Genomic DNA, 18650 nt, shown 5'->3' with positions numbered 1-18650 from the left:
ACCGAGCTCCGCCCTTGTTCCCCTGTAGCTGATCGGTCGAACGGGAGATCGCATTCCGTCGCGGGACACGCCCCGCCGAGTGGCAGCCACAGTCCGCGCCGTCGATGATGTCACCGACAGTCATTCCCAGGGGGGCATTGCCTACTGAAAGTATCGGGGCATATCCTGGAAGGCTGCCTTCATTTGGGGAGACGGATGAGCATTCAGGATCAGGACAACGATGCACTGCTGCGCACCAGGGACTTGGTCGCGTATCTCGCAGAGCTGACAGACCACAGCCGAAGGTATTCCACCGCAGACATCATGGACGGGTCCCCGCAGGCACCCGAGGACTGCATCTGGCATTCCGAACTGCCAGACGATGTCGTCCGACCCGACCCAAGAGACGACGATCTCCTGCTACGCATCAAACCGGTGACGATGATTCCGCCACCGGCGTTGCCTGCGGAGCTTATCGGTTGGGTCATTCCCGATCGTGTCCATCACCCAGGGCATCCGAAGCCCGCGCTGTTGCCCGCACCGCTCACCGCGGATGCCGCCCTCGCTCATGATGCCGAGGGCGATGACGATGATGAGCGGCGAGAGCGTGCGGAACGCCAGCGAACGTCCCGGCAAGGAGCCTTCGACAAGTGGTTCGCGATCTGGGAGGCGTGGGCCGAAGGTGAGCCGGCCAGGCTCCATCGCCAGCGAGTGTATGAGCGCGTGATGCGGGCGGCCCGACTGCTGGAGCAGCGCGACGACGAGTACGAGTTCGTCATGGCCGCTGGCTTTCTCTCGTGGGAGCATCCCGATCGAGACCTCATCCGGCGGCATCTGGTGGTGGAGAAGGTGCACCCAAAAGCCGAGCGCTCTGGAGCCGTCACCCTCCGGCGAACTGGTACTCGCAGGCTGGAGGATCACGACGTGCTGTACGGGCTGGAGCACTATCACCCGGAGCGGGCCCGCGAAGCTCAAGAGGCGCTACAGGCGGGCAGTACGCCGATCGACAGCCAGGAGGCACAGGAACAACTCGACGACTGGGTCGGCCTGGCTGTCGGTGTCGCCTGTGAACGGGGTACGGCGTGGTCGCCTTCGGACCCTCCGCTGAACAGGCCGCGAATCCAGTCCGCGCCGGCCTTCTTGTTACGGCCTCGCACTAAGGTTCTGATCGCGGAGGCTTACCGCGCGATCGCGGCGGCTCTCGAAGAGAGCGACAGCGACATTCCGGTCGGCCTCGCACAGATAGTGACCGAAACCGACCAGCCCACCCGGGAGCGATGGCTCGCCGCTCGAAACGCAGCCCGTGGCGATGTGCTAGGGCAGGACCCGCTGTTTCCGCTGGCCTCGAACACCGAGCAGTCGCGCGTGATGGAGCTCCTTCGGACGGAGACCGGCATCGTCGTCCAGGGCCCACCTGGGACCGGCAAGACACACACGATCGCCAACCTGATATCGGCGTTGCTCGCGCGCGGTCAGCGAGTCCTGGTGACGAGTCAGAAGGACCAGGCTCTGCGCGTGCTGAGGGAGAAGATCCCGGCTCCCCTGCAGCAACTCTGCGTCTTGCTGGCCGGCGGGAGCCGGGATGCGGCCGCCGAGTTGGAGCAGGGCATCGAAGCGCTCTCGGCGGCGATCGCATCGACCGACGAACGAGATCTCAAGTCGAAGGCGGACGCCCTATCGGCCGAGCGAGTGCGCCTGTTGCAGCGAGCTCAGATCGTGAACGAACAGGTCGAAGACCTCCGTGCGGTGGAACGGAAGGTCTGGAAGTCGGTCGTGCCGGAGTACGAGGGGACGACGTACGAAGGAACACTGGCCGGCATCGTTCGGAAGACGCGGGACGAGGCAGCGGACTTTGTCTGGATGCCTCCCGTCCCTTCCGGATCGCTGGTGCCGCCGTTGTCGAGGGAGGAGTTCCGGGAGTTGGCGGCCTTGGTGGCGACCGAGTCGCCTGAACGCAGCGCATTGATCGAGAACGCGCCGCCTCCGGCTGACAAACTTCCGACCAATGGTGAGCTGCGGCGGATCTTCGCGGATGAGCAGGCCGCGAGTGCAGAGCCACCTGCCGGGCCGGCAGCATGCTTGATGGATACGGCTGAGGCGACCCTCGACATCCTGCAGGCTTCCGCCGAGGAATATCAACGCTTGATTCGCACCACCGCCACCATGTCCATCGAGTGGTCCCGCCGTGCCGTTGACGATCTTGTCTCGCATCGGAAAGGAGGACTCTGGCGAAGCCTGCTGGACGTAGGCGATCAAGCGGGCAGAGTCCTCCTCGAGCTGAATCAGAATGCCACCAGGGCTGTTGAGGTCGTGCAGCCGGTGGCAGCCGCCACGGTGGCGGAGACTCAGCATCGAATCACAGTGGGCGACAGGTTGCTGAATCATCTGCGCGGCGGCGGCAAGCTGCGCTCGCGATGGCCGGTGCCCAAGCCGCAGAAGGACGCTGAGCCGTTCCTCGCAGCTGTGTTGGTCGATGGTCGGCCACCCGAGACCGTTGCTGACGTGGAGGCGGCACTGGTTCATCTGCGAGCCGAGGTCGCTTCGATCCGGCTGGCGGATCGCTGGACGGAGCTGGGCGTCGATATCTCCGCCGACAGACTGCGCCTGCGCCTGTCCGAGCTCGCCGACCATGCGAGTGTGCTCAGTCAGGCAATTGCCGTCAGCGACACCATTGAACAGTTCAGGCAGGCGTTGCAGAGCCTGCCGATCGCGGTCCGCTCACTCGATGATTTCCGGTCCGTAGCGGATGCGATCCCCGGGGTACGCCGAGCGCGGGCGGCGCGGGATGCGACTCGGCGGGTCGAAGCGACGGCGTCGTATCTCCGGGACCTGGTCGGGCGCGATGTGCGGCCGCATGAGCTCTCGGCGCTGGCTGATGCCGTGACCAAAAGGGACGCTGAATCAGCTGAGATGGTGCTGCGTGAGCTTGCGCGGCTCCGGTCGGAGCATGCGCGAGAGCTGCGATGCAGGGCCCTCGCCGAGCGGTTGTATTCCGCCCACCCGGCCCTGCTGGAACGGATCAGGCAGCAGCCCTCGGATGTCTGGGCGGATCGCGACATTGCCGCGGCATGGGCATGGTCGCACGCCGCCGCCTTCGTCGAACAGCATCGGACGGTCGCCGAAGAGCGCCAGTTGGTGGCTGAGTACACGCAGCTAACGGATCAGCTCAGCCATGTGACCGGGGAGCTAGTTGCGGCGGAGGCGCTCAGGGCCTGTCTGGGACGACTGACCGATGAGCACACCAGGGCGTTGAACACGTATCGGGAGCTCATGAGCAAGGTCGGCGCCGGCACCGGCCGAAAGGCAGCGGATTTCCGGAAGGCTGCTCGAGTCGCAATGGAGAAAGCCAGAGACGCGGTTCCCGCCTGGGTCGTTCCTTTGGGCAACCTTCTGGAGAACCTGCCGGCGCATCGTGACCGCTTCGACGTCGTCATCGTGGACGAGGCGAGTCAGGTCGGCATCGAACACCTTTACCTGTTATGGATGGCGCCTCGCGTCATCGTGGTCGGCGACGACAAGCAGTGCACCCCGGGCGTCTCCGGGATGGGGACCCTCGACGAGGTCTTCGACCGGCAACGGGATCGCTTGGCTCGGCTGGAAGAAGACATCCGCACCAACCTGACGCCGAAGTCGAACCTGTACGGCGTCCTGTCGGCCCGGGCCGGAAAGAACGGCTTGGTGCGGCTGCGTGAACACTTCCGCTGTGTCCCGGAGATCATTCGCTGGTCGTCGGACCAGTTCTATGCGTACGGTTCCGGACAGGGGGGACTGATCCCGTTGCGTGAGCGCCGCGCCGACGACTTGGCGCCGCTGCAGGTGGTGACTGTCGAGGGTGGCGTGCTCGAAGGACGGGATGCGCGCCGCCGGAACCCGGTCGAAGCTCGCGAGCTGATCGAGCTGCTGAAGTCGTGCCTGACCCGCCCGGAGTACAAGGACAAGACTTTCGGAGTGGTCGTTCTAGCCTCTGCGCCCCTGCATGTGCAGCTCATCGAGCGGCTGATCGGGGACGAGATCTCGGTGGAAGATCGTGAGTCCCGCAAGATCCGCGTCGGGACCGCGCCCAACTTCCAAGGCGATGAACGTGATGTTGTCTTCCTGACGACGGTCGTCACCGGACGGCCGCACCTGGCCAGATCGCAGCCCTTCCAGCAGGCCTTCAATGTGGCCGTGAGCCGCGCACGTGATCAGCTGTGGCTGGTTACCTCGCTGAAGTCTGCGGACCTGAACCCCGGCGATCTGCGGGCCTCGTTGCTGGCCTACATGAGTAACCCACCGTCGGTCTACGGGCAGTCACCGGCCTTGGAGTCGGTGCCGGCGAACGAACGGGTTGCGCCGTTCGACTCTTTGTTCGAGCAACGTGTCTTCCGGGCTGTCAAAGCGCGCGGATTCCACGTGGTGCCGCAGTTCGCGGTTGGGAGCCGCACGTTGGATCTGGTAGTCGCGGGCGCCGGCGGGCGGATCGCCGTCGAATGCGACGGCGACTACTGGCATTCGGGTGTCGACCAGCAGGCCAACGACGCACGCCGAGATAGCGAGCTTGCGCGGATGGGCTGGGAGACGATGCGGATCAGGGAGAGCGAGTTCGTCTTTGATGCCGACCGAGAGCTCGGCGGTCTCTGGCAGTTGTTGAAGGACCGCGGGATCGGTCCTGGAGACCTGACCGACCAGGGCACGGCGGAATGGCAACCGGTAGAGCTGGACGACGACGAGGAGAACACCGATGACTGAGCTTCAGGTCGTGCTCGACGAGAACGTTGCGGACAGCCTCGCCTCGTTGATCTGCGGAGACGACGGATTCAGGTATCGCTCGGGTGCAGAGATCGAGGCACTGTTTCGTAAAGCCGGCTGGAAGCTACGTTTCGGGCTCGACGGTGGACGGTTTGCCTGGACCCGCGACCGGATTCGTGAAGCGCGAACCAAGCCCGAGATCATGCGGCCGTTGCTGCTGAGACTCGCGGATCGGCGCGAATACATCGACGAGCCCGACTTGCATGACGCGGTACTGGCTGAGCTTAACCGGCTGCTCGCGTTCGAGAACCTGACGATCGCCTTCGAAGGGACCCGCCCAATCCTGGCAGAGCTCGGCACGCCCGGATCCGACCGAATGACGTCGGAGATTCCCGTTGAGCTGACCGCCAACCTGGCGGATATCGTGGGAGACGAGGCGTTCGCCGATCAGCTTCGCGGGCGCCTTGAGCAAGCGCATGCTTGCTGGCTGAACGGTGCGCCGACTGCTGCGGTCATCATGCTGGGGAGCCTGCTCGAGGGCGTGCTCTACGACTACCTTCTCCATCACCCGATCCCGGGCACCCGCCCGACCGATCGATTCGAGGCCCTGATCGACCTGGCCCGGGAGCAGACCTGGATCTCGTCCGACGTTGCCGACTACGCCCATGTACTGCGCAATCATCGGAACATCGTGCATCCTCGGCGGCAACTGCGCGACGACTACCGTCCAGGTCCGGACACTGTCCGGATCGCATGGAATGTGGTGGTTGCGGCGTTGAACGACCTCGCGGCCGTCAGCTCTAGAGCTGTGACGGCCTGACCGAGCACGGTGCCCCTCGAGAACTCGAGGGGCACCGTCTATCTCGGTCAGTCCCAGCTGAGGCCTGAGGAGGACTGGTACTCGATGACTCGGGTTTCGAAGAAGTTCTTCTCCTTCTTGAGGTCCATGACTTCGGACATCCAGCCGAACGGGTTGCGGGTCTCGCCGAAGATCGGGGCGAGGCCGATCTGTTCGGCGCGGCGGTCGGTGATGAAGTGCATGTACTGCTCGCAGAGGTCGGCGGTGAGGCCGAGCATGCCGTTGGGCAGGGTGGCGCGGCCGTAGGCGACTTCGAGCTCGCAGGCTTCGGTGAGCATCTGGCGGACCTCGGCCTGGAAGGCGTCGGTCCACAGGTGCGGGTTCTCCTGTTTGATCTGGTTGATGCAGTCGATGCCGAAGTTCAGGTGGATCGACTCGTCGCGCAGGATGTACTGGTACTGCTCGGCGATGCCGACCATCTTGTTGCGGCGGCCGAGGGAGAGGATCTGGGCGAAGCCGGTGTAGAACCACATGCCTTCGAAGACCACGTAGAACGCGATCAGGTCGCGCAGGAACGCGGTGTCGGACTCCGGCGTACCGGTGCTGAAGTCCGGATCCTCCAGGTGCTGGGTGTATTTGAGCGCCCAGGCGTCCTTGTCGGAGATCGACGGGACCTCGCGATACATGTTGAACAGCTCGCCCTCGTCGAGACCGAGCGACGTACAGATGTACTGGAAGGTGTGCGTGTGCACGGCTTCCTCGAACGCCTGGCGGAGCAGGTACTGCCGGCACTCGGGGTTGGTGAGCTGGCGGTAGACGGCGAGGACGATGTTGTTCGCGACCAGGGACTCGGCGGTGGCGAAGAAGCCGAGGTTGCGCTTCAGCATCATCCGCTCGTCGTCAGTGAGGCCGTCTTTGCTTTTCCAGAGCGAGATGTCCGCCTGCATGGAGACCTCGGTCGGCATCCAGTGGTTGTTGCAGGCGGCCAAGTACTTGTCCCAGGCCCACTTGTACTTCAATGGAAGCAATTGGTTGACGTCGGCGCGGGCGTTGATCATCGCCTTGTCGGAGACGTTGATCCGGTCGGCGCCGATCGAGATGGTGCTCACTGGCAGGCCTCGCAGTCAGGGTCGTCGAGCGAGCAGATCGCTCCGGTCGGTTCGGGCAGTGGCATCGGCAGCGTCGCCGAGACGGCGTTCAGCCGGCCGTCGGTGCCTTGCAGTGTCGACTTCTCGACGTGTGTCTTCGACTGCGAACGCAGGTAGTACGTCGTCTTCAATCCATAGCGCCACGCGTTGCGGTAGAGCTCGTCGAGCGCCTTGCCCGACGGCGATGCCATGTAGAGGTTGAGCGACTGCGCCTGGTCGATCCACTTCTGCCGGCGCGAGGCGGCCTTGATCAGCCACAGCGGCTCGATCTCGAACGCCGTCGCGTACAGCTCCCGCAGGTCGGCAGGGACGCGCTCAATATTCGCCAAGATGCCGTCGTGGTACTTCAGATCCGAGACCATCACCTGGTCCCACAACCCGCGCGCCTTCAGGTCGGCGACCAGGTACGGGTTGGCGACCGTGAACTCACCGGACATGTTCGACTTCACGAACAGGTTGCTGTACGCCGGTTCGATCGACTGGCTCACCCCGCAGATGTTGGAGATCGTCGCGGTCGGCGCGATCGCCATCACGTTGGAGTTCCGCATGCCGTCGCGCAGCACCTTGGCCCGCAGCGCGTCCCAGTCGAGCGTCGTCGCGTCGTCCAGGATCACGTCGCCCTGCCGCGCCGACCGCAGCAGCTCCTGCGAGTCGATCGGCAACACACCCTGGCTCCACAGCGAACCGTCGTACGTCGAGTAGCGGCCGCGCTCGGCGGCGAGATCGCTGGACGCCTCGATCGCGTGGTAGCTGATCGCCTCCATCGAACTGTCGGCGAACGCGACCGCGGCCTCCGACGAGTAGGGGATGCGCAGCGAGAACAGCGCGTCGGCGAACCCCATCAGGCCAAGGCCGACCGGGCGGTGCCGCTGATTGGCGCGCTCTGATTCCGGCGTGGTGTAGAAGTTCACGTCGATGACGTTGTCGAGCATCCGGACCGCGGTCTTCACCGTGTCCCGGAGCAGGTCGGCGTCGAGGCCGATCTCGGTCAGGTGCGCGACCAGGTTGACCGAGCCGAGGTTGCAGACCGCGGTCTCGTCGACTGTCGTGTTCAGCGTGATCTCGGTGCAGAGGTTCGACGAGTGGACGACACCGCTGTGCTGCTGCGGCGAGCGCAGGTTGCACGCGTCCTTGAACGTGATCCACGGGTGCCCGGTCTCGAACAGCACCGTCAGCATCCGCCGCCACAACTCGACCGCCCGCATCCGCTTGAAGACGCGGATCTCACCCCGGTCCGCGGCCGCCTCGTACTTCTCGTACGCCGCCTCGAACGCCGGCCCGAACAGATCGTGCAGATCGGGAACCTCGTCCGGCGAGAACAACGTCCACTGACCGTCCGACTCGACCCGCTGCAGGAACAGATCCGGCACCCAGTTCGCCGTGTTCATATCGTGCGTCCGGCGCCGCTCGTCCCCGGTGTTCTTCCGCAGATCGAGGAACTCCTCGATATCCACGTGCCACGTCTCGAGATAAGCGCAGACCGCGCCTTTACGTTTCCCGCCTTGATTGACTGCTACGGCGGTGTCGTTGGCGATCTTCAGGAACGGTACGACGCCTTGCGACTCGCCGTTGGTGCCGCGGATCTTGGCGCCGATGCCGCGGACGGGGGTCCAGTCGTTGCCGAGGCCGCCGGAGTACTTGGCGAGTAGGGCGTTGTTGCGGATTCCGGTGAAGATGCCGGCCAGGTCGTCGTCCACGGTGGTGAGGAAGCAGGACGAGAGTTGGGGGCGCGTCGTACCGGAGTTGAACAGGGTTGGTGTCGAGGACATGAAGCGGAACGAGCTGAGCAGTTCGTAGAACTGGATCGCTCGGGCTTCGCGGTCGTCCTCGCGCAGCGCCATCCCCATCGCGACCCGCAGGAAGAACGCCTGCGGCAGCTCGAAGCGGGTCTTGTCGATGTGCAGGAGATAGCGGTCGTAGAGCGTCTGCAGGCCGAGGAAGGCGAAGTCGAGATCGCGCTCGGGGCGGATCGCCGCGGCGAGGCGGTCGAGGTCGAAGGTGGCCAGCTCGGGGTCGAGCAGGCCGGCCTCGATCCCGGTCGCGAGGTAGCGCGGGAAGTATTCGGCGTACGCCGTGGTCATGTCGGCCTGGCTGGCCTGCCGGGGCTCGCCGTGCACTCGGCCGAGCGCCTCGCGGCGGATCTGGTCGAGCAGCAGGCGAGAGGCGGCATAGCTGTACTGCGGCTCGGTCTCGACGTAGGACCGGGCAGCCATCACGAGGGCCAGCTCGACCTCGTGCTGGGCGATGCCGTCGTAGCACGAGCCGATCGTCTCGTTGAGGATCTGCTCGGGGTCGACCGAGTCCAGCCCGGCGGCAGCCTCGGCGACGATCACACGCAGCCGCTCGATGTCGAGCGGTACGCGGGTGCCGTCGGCCTGGCGGACCGACACGACTGGCTTGGTAGTGGCCAGCTCGGCCGCGTCGGCGGGCGTGCGGGCCTTGGAACGCTCTTCGCGGTACAGGACGTAGGCCCGGGCCACCTGGTGCTCATCGGCACGCATCAGCGCCAGCTCCACCTGGTCCTGGATGTCCTCGACCTGGACGCTGCGACGGGCGTCGCCGCGGCTCGTCAGCGCCTCGACGACCCGGCCGGTCAGGTCGGCCACCAGGTCGCGGACCCGGTGGGTGGCTCCGGCGTCGTTGCCCTCGACGGCCAGGAAGGCCTTCGTGACGGCGACCGAGATCTTGGTCGGGTCGAACACGGTATTGCTGCCGTCGCGGCGGACGACGGTCAGCTGGGCCGCTCGGCTTGCCTCGTCGGCAGCCGAGCGAGATGTTGAAGCGATGGTCACAGAAGCTCTTCTCTCCCTGCGCGTACGGAGGACCGCGACCACAGGAGGGCATGCATGACGGGACGGACAGCACCGGCCGGAAAGCTGTCGTCTCGCCCTGCGACCCACCCTCGAGGTCTCGGACCGCGTGCACCGGCGGTGCACACGCCGGCGACAGGTATCCGGACTCGCGGCCACGACTCCATGGCTCCGCTCACCGTTGCGGGGCAGCTCCGGACTCACACCGGATTCCCCTGACCGCCAGCAGGAAGACTCTAAGTCAGACCCCATATCTAGTGGTGCCGACACGCCGCGCATCCACATGTTGTGGTCTTCAGGCCGCGACGCCATACAGGTCCTGGAGCGTCATGATCTCCGAACCGTGATGGATCAGCTCCCGGTTGAGCCGCAGTACGACGTGCCCGAACGGTTCGCCGGCGTCCAGTTCGGTGGCCTGACTCAGCCCCACGGTCGTCACCTGCTCCTCCGGCAACGACGCGATCCCCTCCTGCCACGCCTCCACCCAGTGCGTCAGCCACGCCACCGCGTCCCGCGCGTTCCCGTGCAAGGTGATGTCGGTCCGGCTCTGCTGCCGTGGCCCGAACGTCCACTCCCACCGCTCGAAGAAGGTCTCGGTCAGGTGCGCGATCAGCCAGGCGATCGTCCGCGGCCCCCGATGATCAGGCTCGTCCGGCCACTGCGCCACCCACTCGCCGGATCCGAGTGGCCGGTAATGCCCCGAGTAGTGCCGCCGCACGACGGTGAGCGCCTCGCCCTGCGGCTGCCAGAAGTACTCCTCGTCCGTCAGTCGCGCCAACCGCCCGGACAGCACCATCCAACTGAACCCCAGCTGCCCCCGCACCATGGCCATCGCCGACGGCCGATGCAGGATCTCCCAGTCGAACGCCTCGGGCATGACCGCACCACTCCACTCGAAGATCTATTCGAACACCTGTTCGAAGTCTCCCTCTGGAGTGCGGTGAAGTCAAACGCCCTGGTCAGACGGTGATCTGCGACCCCACGATGACGACCTGTTCGCGGGGGAGGTGGAAGTACTCGGCGGCGTCGGCGGTGATGGCGGTGGTCGCGAGGAAGAGGTGTTTGCGCCAGCGGGGGAGGCCGGGGGTGTCTCCGAGCTTGAGTTCGATGGCGGAGAGGAAGTAGGAGGTGTCGTCGGGGTCGACGGTGAGTTCGGTGCTCTGGGCGGCGGCCTGGTTGAGGATCGCGGGGACGTCGGCGCTCTCGACGTAGCCGAGGCGGGCGGTGACGTGGATGATGCCGTCGTCGGTGTAGCCGAGGTCGTCGACGACGATGCGGTCCTCGTCCGGGGCGTGCGGCACGGTGATGGTCTCGATGGAGAGGATCACCACGTTCTTGTGCAGGACGTGGTTGTGCTCGACGTTGGCACGCATCGCCAGCGGCACGGTGGTGTTGCCGCGATTGAGGAAGACCGCCGTACCGTCGACGCGGGTCATCGGGCGCTCGTGCAGGGTGTCGATGAACTCGCGCAGCGGGCCTTCTTCGCGCTCGCGTTTGGCGGTAACGAGTTGGCGGCCCTGCTGCCAGGTGGTCAGGACCGTGAAGACGCTGACCGCGATCAGCAGCGGCAGCCAGGCGCCGTGGACGAACTTGGTCAGGTTCGCGCCGAGGAACAGCAGTTCGACCGAGAGGAAGAAGGCCGCGCCGATGATGACCATCCACAACGGCTTCTGCCAGTGGTTCCGCACGATGTAGAAGAACAGCAGCGAGTTGATGACGATCGTCCCGGTGACCGCCATCCCGAAGGCGAAGGCCAGGGCGGCCGAGGTCTCGAACGCGAACACCAGCGTCAGTACGGCGATCATCAGCGCCCAGTTCACCCAGGGGACGTAGATCTGCCCGGCCGTCTCGGTGGACGTGTACTGGATCCGCAGCCGCGGCAGGTAGCCGAGCCGGACGGCCTGGTGGGCGACCGAGAAGGCGCCGGTGATGACGGCCTGCGAGGCGATCACGGTCGCGGCCGTCGCCAGCAACACCATCGGGATCCGGCCCCACTCGGGCACGAGCAGGAAGAACGGGCTGGTGTAACCGTTCGGGTCCTCGAGCACCAGGGCGCCTTGGCCGAGGTAGCTCAGGATGCACGCCGGGAAAACGAGGAACAGCCAGGCCCGCGTGATCGGCTGCCGGCCGAAGTGCCCGAGGTCGGCGTACAGGGCCTCGGCGCCGGTGATCGCCAGTACGACGGCCGCCAGCGCGAAGAAGGCGGTGCCGAAGTTGCCGGTCAGGAAGCTCAGCGCGTACGTCGGCGAGAGCGCCTTGAGGATGCTCGGGTGGTCGATGATGCCGCCGATTCCGCAGACGGCGATCGTCACGAACCAGACGATCATGATCGGCCCGAACGAGCGCCCGATCCGCCCGCTGCCGTGCTTCTGCACACTGAACAGGCCGATGATGATCACCGCGGTGATCGGCACCACCCAGGCGTGCAGCCCGGGCTGGATCACCTTCACCCCCTCGACCGCCGACAGCACGGAGATGGCCGGCGTGATCATCGAGTCGCCGAAGAACAACGACGCGCCGAAGATCCCGAGCCCGGCCAGGATCACCGTCGTCCGGCGTCCGCTGGCCCGGGGGATGTTCTGGATCAGGGTGATCATCGCCAGGATGCCGCCCTCGCCGTCGTTGTCGGCGCGCAGGACGAGCAGCACGTACTTGATCGTCACGATGATGGTGACCGACCAGAAGATCAGCGAGATGATCCCGTAGACGTTCGGCAGCGCGGTCTCCACCGGGTGCGGGTCGCCCGGATTGAAGATCGTCTGGATCGTGTAGATCGGACTGGTCCCGATGTCGCCGAAGACGACGCCGAGGGCGCCGATCATCAAAGCGACCTTGGCCGGGGTCCGTGCCCCCGTCGTCTGGCTCGTCACGCTAGGAATTGAAGCACGGTGGCTACCGCTTCGAGCGCGGCCCCCGGATCGCCACGATCAGCAACGAGACACCGAACGCGGCGACGATCGGCCCGAGGATGGCCCACAGCGAACTGCCGGTCATCGAGCTGCCTTTCAGGTACCCGAGCCCCTGCAGGGCCCAGACGGCGCCGAGCGCGGTCAGCAACACCCCGAAAGCGATGGCGACGATCTTTCCCATGGACGGAGGTTAGTCCAGAAGTTGGTTGCACAGGGCTACGAGTCGCTCGCGGAGCGGGCGGGCGCGGGCGGCGAACGTGCGCTGGGCGGCGGCGTACTCGGCCTTGCCGGCGGGGGTTTCGATCTGGACGGGCGGATAGCCGAGCGGCGCCAGATCATAAGGAGAGGCGCGCATGTCGAGGGTCCGGATGTCGTGGGCCAGCTCGAAGCAGTCCAGGACGAGCGAGCTCGGCGTGAACGGCGCGAGCTTGGTGGCCCACTTGTAGAGGTCCATGTTGGCGTGCAGGCAACCGCCCTGTTCCAGCTGCGGCTGCGCCTCGCGGGTCGGCTGCAGTACGTTCAGCGGCCGGGCCGCGTCGGTGAAGAACCGGAACGCGTCGAAGTGCGAGCAGCCGATCTTGTGCGACTCGACCACCTGATCGGTGCCCTCGGCCCCCAATCGCAGCGGCCACTTCTGATGCCGTACGGCGTCCGTCCGGTACACCATCGCCCATTCGTGCAAGCCGAAGCAGCCGAACTGCGGTTGCCGATCCAAGGTGGACGCGAGTAGCGCGCGGATCCACCGGATGCTGTCCACCCGCCGGTCGATCTCGGCCGGGTCGAGCTGCGCGGCACCGTCGACAACCACGTAGCCCCGGCGATCGGCGTACTCGGGGGCCTCGAGCAACCGCAGCCCCGGGCCGGGATGCCAGATGCGTAGCTGGTTCGGCCGGGTTGGGTAGTACGTGAAAAGGAAGTCCTCGACTGGATGCGCTTCCCGGCGCTCACGGCGGGCGAGGTGACCGGCGAGGAGTTCGTCGACTCGCTGAGCGTGCGCGCGCTGGAAGGGCTCCCACTCGCTCCGGGGTAGTTCCACTCGGACAGGCGTCGTGGTCATAGGTCCAGGGCGAACGCGTAGAGATCGACACCGGGAATCGGGGACCAGTCGCGCTCGGGCAGCCGGGAGAAGCCCAGCCGCTCGTAGATGCGGTGGGCAGGCTTCATATAGACAGCAGAACAGAGCACCAGCCGCGGCAGGCCGAGCTCACGGGTCCGCTCGATGCAGCGCTCGGTCAGAGCGGTCCCGATCCCCAGTCCCCGCGCGCGCCCGGCGACTCCGAGCATCCGGAACTCGCCCTCGTTCTCAAGCGCGATCTCGCGGTAGACGGAGCCCGGCGGGCAGTAGGTGACCGTGCCGAGCAGCCCGGTCTCGTCGGCCGCGACCCAGAGCTCGGCCTTGGCGGCCCGGTCGGCGGCGGCACGCAGCGTCATCGCGTACTCACCGCGGACGAAACCGTCCTGGCTGTAGGCGGCAACGGTCAGTTCACCGGCGGCGTCGTACTCCTCCGGGAGCGCCTGGCGGATGTCGGTCGTCACCGCACCACTGTCTCATTCCATCGCGACGGTAGGCTCGGCCCGTGCGTATCGCCAGATTTTCCGTCGACGACGAACCGAAGTACGGCATCGTCGAGACCGACGACCCCGAAGGCCTTGTCGGCACTGTTGCCGTCCTCGACTCCGACCCGCTCTACCGGCCGGTCCAGCTCACCGGAGAGCGGCTGCAGCTGGCCGAAGTTCGGCTGCTGGCCCCGGTGATCCCGCGCAGCAAGGTGGTCTGCGTCGGGCGGAACTACGCCGCGCACGCGGCCGAGCTGGGCAACGAGGTGCCGACCGAGCCGATGATCTTCCTGAAGCCGAACACCTCGGTGATCGGCCCGCTGGACGGCATCGTCTACCCCGAGCAGACCAACGACCTGCAGTTCGAGGGCGAGCTGGCGATCGTGATCGGCCGGATCTGCCGGGACCTGCCCAAGGAGCGCGCCGAGGAAGTGATCTTCGGTTACACGATCGCCAACGACGTGACCGCGCGCGACCTGCAGAAGTCCGACGGGCAGTGGGCCCGGGCCAAGGGCTACGACACGTTCTGCCCGCTCGGCCCGTGGATCCAGACCGACCTCGACGTGGCGGATCTGCGGGTGACCACGACGCTCAACGGCGAGACCAAGCAGGACGGGCGGACGTCGCAGTTCATCTTCGACATCCCGACCGTGCTGGCCCACATCACCTCGTTCACCACGCTGCTGCCCGGTGACGTCGTCCTGACCGGTACGCCGGCGGGCGTCGGCCCGATGCTGCCCGGTGACTCGGTCTCGATCACCGTCGAAGGTCTCGGAACCCTGACGAACAGGGTGATCGTGCGTGACTGAGCGGCCCGCCCGCGATGACGAGGACGTCTTAGGCGGCCTCGCACCCGAGCAGGTCAGGGTCCGGTTCCCACCGTCCCCGACCGGTCTGCTCACCGTCGGCAACATCCGCAGTGCCTTGTTCAACTGGGCCTTCGCCCGGCACTACGGCGGCAAGCTCGTACTGCGGATCGAGGACACCGACCAGGTCCGCAACACCCCCGAGGCGCTGGAGTACACGCTCGACGCGCTGCGCTGGCTCGGCCTGACCTGGGACGAGGGTCCGGAGGCCGGTGGCGAGCACGGGCCCTACCTGCAGTCCGAGCGGATGGACATCTACGCCGACGTCGTCGCCAAGCTGATGGCGGCCGGGAAGGCGTATCACTGCTACTGCTCGCAGGAGGAGCTCGACGACCGCCGCGAGAGCGCGCGGTCGGCCGGACAGCCCAGCGGGTACGACGGCCACTGCCGCGAGCTGACCGCCGAGCAGGCGGAGACGTTCCGTGGCGAGGGCCGGCGGCCGGTCGTCCGGCTGCGGATGCCGGACCGGCCGATCGTCTTCGACGACCTGGTCCGTGGTGAGATCACGTTCCTCCCGGAGAACCTCGGCGACTACGTGCTGGTCCGGGCCAACGGTTATCCGCTCTACCCACTGGTGAACCCGGTCGACGACGCGCTGATGGACATCACCCACGTCCTGCGCGGCGAGGACCTGCTCTCCTCGACGCCCCGGCAGATCGCGCTTTACGAGGCGCTCGCCGAGATCGGGATCGGCGCCGGCCGGACGCCGCGGTTCGGGCACCTGCCGATGGTGATGGGTTCCGAAGGCAACAAGAAGCTGTCCAAGCGCGACCTCGGCGCGGGCCTGGACGAGTACCGGACCCAGGGCTTCCTGCCGGAGGGCCTGCTGAACTACCTGGCTTTGCTCGGCTGGTCGATCGCCGACGACCGCGACGTGTTCACGATGACGGAGATGATCGAGGCCTTCGACATCCGCAAGGTGAACTCGAACGCCGCCCGCTTCGATCAGAAGAAGTGCGAGGCGATCAACGCCGCGCATATGCGGATGCTGCCGCCGGACGAGTTCGCTGCGCGGACGGTCCCGTTCCTCGTCACGGCCGGGTATCTGCCGACCGTGCCTAGTGACGAACAACTCGCCGTACTGCGGGCCGCCGTACCGCTGGTGCGGGAGCGGATGGACGCGATGGGGGAGTCGGTCGAACTGCTCGGCTTCCTGTTCGCGGGCGACCGTTTCGCGATCGACCCGGACGCTGCCGCGAAGGTGCTGGCCGGCGACGCCGGGAGGGTGCTGGAGGCCGCGACCACCGCTCTCGCAGCCGTCGAGTGGACCACCGAGGCGATCGAGGCCGCGTTGCGCTCCGCACTGGTCGATGGGCTCGGCCTGAAGCCGAAGAACGCCTTCGGCCCGGTCCGGGTGGCGATCTCCGGCCGCCGGGTCTCGCCGCCCCTGTTCGAATCGATGGAGCTGCTCGGCCGGGAGACCTCTCTGCGGCGGATCGAGCAGGCGCTCGTGAAGGTGGAGCACTGATGGCCCCGACGTACCAACGCCTGTTGAAGAACGACCAGGCGCCCACCGGGTACGTCGTTCTCGGCGCCCTGACGATCTTCGTCGGCTGGATGATCGCCGGGATCGTGTTCCTGAGCATCGGACGGGCGATCCGGGTGGATCCGCCGGGGACGACGTCGTGGATCACGCTCCTGATGACGAACTTCTACCTGATCTCGCTGATCCCGTTGAGCATCTGGATCGCTCGGCTCCTGAACCGGCAGACGCCGGGACTGCTGTCGTCGGTGGTCGGCCGGCTGCGCTGGAAGCCGCTGGCCTGGTTCGCGGCGGCCGCGGTCGCGCTCGAGCTGCTGGCGCTCCTCGTGCTCAAGACCGGTGTGGTCGACGTACTCGACAACAGCAAGTCCGGGATGGCGCCGGATGTCGTCGGAGTGATCGCCGTCGCGCTGCTGACGTCGACGTTCCAGGCCGCCGGGGAGGAGTACTTCTTCCGCGGCTACCTGTTGCAGGGCGTCGGTGCGTTCGTGCGGAGCCCGCTGGTGGCGGTGCTGGTGACGACTGTGTTGTTCACGATGGCGCACGGCGTCTGGCCGTGGCAGAGTCCCGCGCTGTTCCTGGACCGCTTCGCCTTCGGCATGGTCGCCGGCATTCTGGCGATCCGCACCGGCGGACTCGAGGCCTCGATCGCGGCGCACGCGGCCAACAACGTCGTGACGTTCATCTACGCCGCCCTGACCAACTCCGTCGGGTCGAGTCTTGGAGCCACGGATGCGCCGTGGTCGTTGGTGATTCTCGACATCGCGAAGTTCGCCGCTTTCGGCGCGGTTGTGCTGCTGATCAGCCGCCGGGAGCAGCTGGAAACCACCTGCAGGTTGCCGCTGGCGCAGCTGCCGAGGCTGGTGTGACAGGAGTGACAACCCGCCCGGGGGACCTCGTTTTGGTGTCCGGGACCAGCCTCGGGTAAGCTCTCCGAGCCGGGTTGGTGAGGGCGGAAACAAACTCTCCAGCTCAGTGAAATGCCTTTGGGGTATGGGGTAATTGGCAGCCCGTCTGATTCTGGTTCAGTTAGTCTAGGTTCGAGTCCTAGTACCCCAGCGGATTGGACCGCACCGGTGAAAATCGGTAAAGTTCAACCTCGTTGCCCGGCCCGCAAGGGCCGGTCGGCAAAACTCTGGCCCCGTTGTGTAGCGGCCTAGCACGCCGCCCTCTCAAGGCGGTAGCGCGGGTTCGAATCCCGTCGGGGCTACCAGAGAGAAGACCCTCAATCTCATCGGTTGAGGGTCTTTGTCGTTCTGGGAGACTCGGAGCATGGCTGCTGATTCCCACCGGGTGATTCTCGACACCGACATCGGTTCCGACGTCGACGACGCGATGGCGCTGGCGCTGATTCTCGGGACACCCGGTTTCGACCTGGTCGCGATCCACACCGTGTACGGCGACACCCGGCTGCGCGCCCAGGTCGCCCGCCGGTACGGCGCTCTGTCCGGACGCGACCTGACCGTGGTCGCGGGAACCGCGGAACCGCTGTCGGGGCGGGAAGTGTGGTGGGCCGGACACGAGGGCACGCTCCACGAGAACCTGGAGGCAGAAACCTTCGCGCCGGGCAGTGCGCCCGAGGACCTGATCGAACGGCTGCGCAGCAACCAAGGCGAGCTTGATGTGGTTGCGATCGGCCCGCTGACCAATCTCGCCGCCGCGCTTGAGCTGGAGCCGCGGATCGTGGACTGGATCCATCACCTGTGGGTCATGGGCGGCTGGTTCGGCGCGGACGCCGAGCCCGAGCACAACTTCAAGAGTGATGACGTGGCGGCGCGAGCTGTCCTCACCGCGGGGATCCCCACCACGATCACTGCGATCGAGATCACCCGGCAGGTCAGCATCACGGATCCACTGCTGCAACGGATTCGGGCCGCTGGGCCGCTCGGGGCGGCGCTGGGCGCGGACATCGAGCAGTGGTGGGCGTACTGGAACGAGACGTGGAACGTCCCGCACGACCCGGTCGCGGTCCTGACCTTGGCTCGGCCGGATCTGTTCACGGTGTCGGAGCGTGGCCGCGTCGCGATCGGCGCCGACGGTCTCAGCACGTTCACACCGGATCCGACTGGCACCGTGCGCATCGTCACCGAGTTGGATGCGCCGGCTGTTGCCGAGGAGATCACCGCACGAATCGTCGCCGCCGGGCGCTAGGAACCCTGGCCCGTCGCTGCGGGGCTGTAGATGTGCCGCCGGTCCGCCTCCGGATCGTGGCTGCGGGTCGCTAGCGAGGAGATCGCCGCACGGGATCGTCGCCGCCGGCCGACTCCGTCTCGTGGCTCCCCGACTGTAGATAGGCCACCGGCCACCTCCATCTTGTGGCTGTCGGACGCTAGATATGCCACTGGCCGCCTCCGATCGGGAGGCGGCCAGC

Annotated in this window: 13 protein-coding genes, 2 tRNA genes and 1 riboswitch; of the genes, 8 read left to right on the top strand and 7 right to left on the bottom strand. The window is 66.4% G+C overall.

The features are described from left to right. Positions 1 to 195 precede the first annotated feature (195 nt). Together ABZS29_RS32700 and ABZS29_RS32695 are read left to right on the top strand one after the other, a co-directional pair. Complete coding sequence (locus ABZS29_RS32700) at positions 196 to 4707, top strand: AAA domain-containing protein (RefSeq protein WP_355467867.1); 4512 nt, start codon at positions 196 to 198, stop codon at positions 4705 to 4707. Continuing rightward, positions 4700 to 5527, top strand: coding sequence for a hypothetical protein (locus ABZS29_RS32695; protein WP_355467865.1), 828 nt, complete (start codon positions 4700 to 4702; stop codon positions 5525 to 5527). Before ABZS29_RS32700 ends, ABZS29_RS32695 begins: the two co-directional genes overlap by 8 nt. Before the next feature lie 47 nt (positions 5528 to 5574). On the opposite strand, the gene ABZS29_RS32690 is transcribed toward ABZS29_RS32695, so the two are convergent. From ABZS29_RS32690 to ABZS29_RS32660, 7 genes are all read right to left on the bottom strand, one after another. After that, positions 5575 to 6630, bottom strand: a complete 1056-nt coding sequence (locus tag ABZS29_RS32690) for a ribonucleotide-diphosphate reductase subunit beta (RefSeq protein WP_355468359.1) — start codon at positions 6628 to 6630, stop codon at positions 5575 to 5577. Continuing rightward, the gene (locus tag ABZS29_RS32685) at positions 6612 to 9446 is read right to left on the bottom strand and encodes a ribonucleoside-diphosphate reductase subunit alpha (protein ID WP_355467864.1); all 2835 of its coding nucleotides are present in this window, start codon (positions 9444 to 9446) and stop codon (positions 6612 to 6614) included. The genes ABZS29_RS32690 and ABZS29_RS32685 overlap by 19 nt, the downstream gene beginning before the upstream one ends. Before the next feature lie 134 nt (positions 9447 to 9580). Further along, positions 9581 to 9703, bottom strand: a riboswitch (cobalamin riboswitch). Positions 9704 to 9759: 56 nt separating this feature from the next. Then, the gene (locus ABZS29_RS32680; RefSeq protein ID WP_355467862.1) at positions 9760 to 10341 is read right to left on the bottom strand and encodes a DinB family protein; all 582 of its coding nucleotides are present in this window, start codon (positions 10339 to 10341) and stop codon (positions 9760 to 9762) included. A gap of 82 nt (positions 10342 to 10423) precedes the next feature. Beyond that, entirely contained in the window at positions 10424 to 12334 is a 1911-nt protein-coding gene (locus ABZS29_RS32675; protein WP_355467861.1) for a potassium transporter Kup, read from the bottom strand. A gap of 22 nt (positions 12335 to 12356) precedes the next feature. After that, complete coding sequence (locus ABZS29_RS32670; RefSeq protein ID WP_355467859.1) at positions 12357 to 12554, bottom strand: hypothetical protein; 198 nt, start codon at positions 12552 to 12554, stop codon at positions 12357 to 12359. 9 nt (positions 12555 to 12563) lie between these two features. Beyond that, positions 12564 to 13430, bottom strand: a complete 867-nt coding sequence (locus tag ABZS29_RS32665; RefSeq protein ID WP_355467857.1) for a 3-methyladenine DNA glycosylase — start codon at positions 13428 to 13430, stop codon at positions 12564 to 12566. Continuing rightward, on the bottom strand, positions 13427 to 13909 hold the full coding sequence (locus ABZS29_RS32660) for a GNAT family N-acetyltransferase (protein ID WP_355467855.1): 483 nt from the start codon (positions 13907 to 13909) through the stop codon (positions 13427 to 13429). The genes ABZS29_RS32665 and ABZS29_RS32660 overlap by 4 nt, the downstream gene beginning before the upstream one ends. Positions 13910 to 13950: 41 nt before the next feature. On the opposite strand from ABZS29_RS32660, the gene ABZS29_RS32655 reads away from it, so the two are divergent. From ABZS29_RS32655 to ABZS29_RS32630, 6 genes are all read left to right on the top strand, one after another. Continuing rightward, positions 13951 to 14739, top strand: a complete 789-nt coding sequence (locus ABZS29_RS32655; RefSeq protein WP_355467853.1) for a fumarylacetoacetate hydrolase family protein — start codon at positions 13951 to 13953, stop codon at positions 14737 to 14739. Continuing rightward, complete coding sequence (gene gltX / locus ABZS29_RS32650) at positions 14732 to 16264, top strand: glutamate--tRNA ligase (RefSeq protein WP_355467851.1); 1533 nt, start codon at positions 14732 to 14734, stop codon at positions 16262 to 16264. The genes ABZS29_RS32655 and gltX overlap by 8 nt, the downstream gene beginning before the upstream one ends. Then, positions 16264 to 17148: a CPBP family intramembrane glutamic endopeptidase gene (locus tag ABZS29_RS32645; protein WP_355467849.1), complete on the top strand. Its 885-nt coding sequence runs from the start codon at positions 16264 to 16266 to the stop codon at positions 17146 to 17148. Before gltX ends, ABZS29_RS32645 begins: the two co-directional genes overlap by 1 nt. A 118-nt stretch (positions 17149 to 17266) precedes the next feature. Beyond that, a tRNA-Gln gene (locus ABZS29_RS32640) sits at positions 17267 to 17338 on the top strand. A 78-nt stretch (positions 17339 to 17416) separates the two neighbouring features. After that, a tRNA-Glu gene (locus tag ABZS29_RS32635) sits at positions 17417 to 17492 on the top strand. 59 nt (positions 17493 to 17551) lie between these two features. Then, positions 17552 to 18430 carry a nucleoside hydrolase gene (locus tag ABZS29_RS32630; RefSeq protein WP_355467847.1) on the top strand — a complete coding sequence of 293 codons (879 nt, stop codon included), beginning with the start codon at positions 17552 to 17554 and terminating at the stop codon, positions 18428 to 18430. Positions 18431 to 18650: the final 220 nt, after the last annotated feature.

The organism is Kribbella sp. NPDC005582, from assembly GCF_040605415.1.
Lineage (GTDB): Bacteria > Actinomycetota > Actinomycetes > Propionibacteriales > Kribbellaceae > Kribbella.
This window is presented reverse-complemented; position numbering and strand designations above follow the sequence as displayed.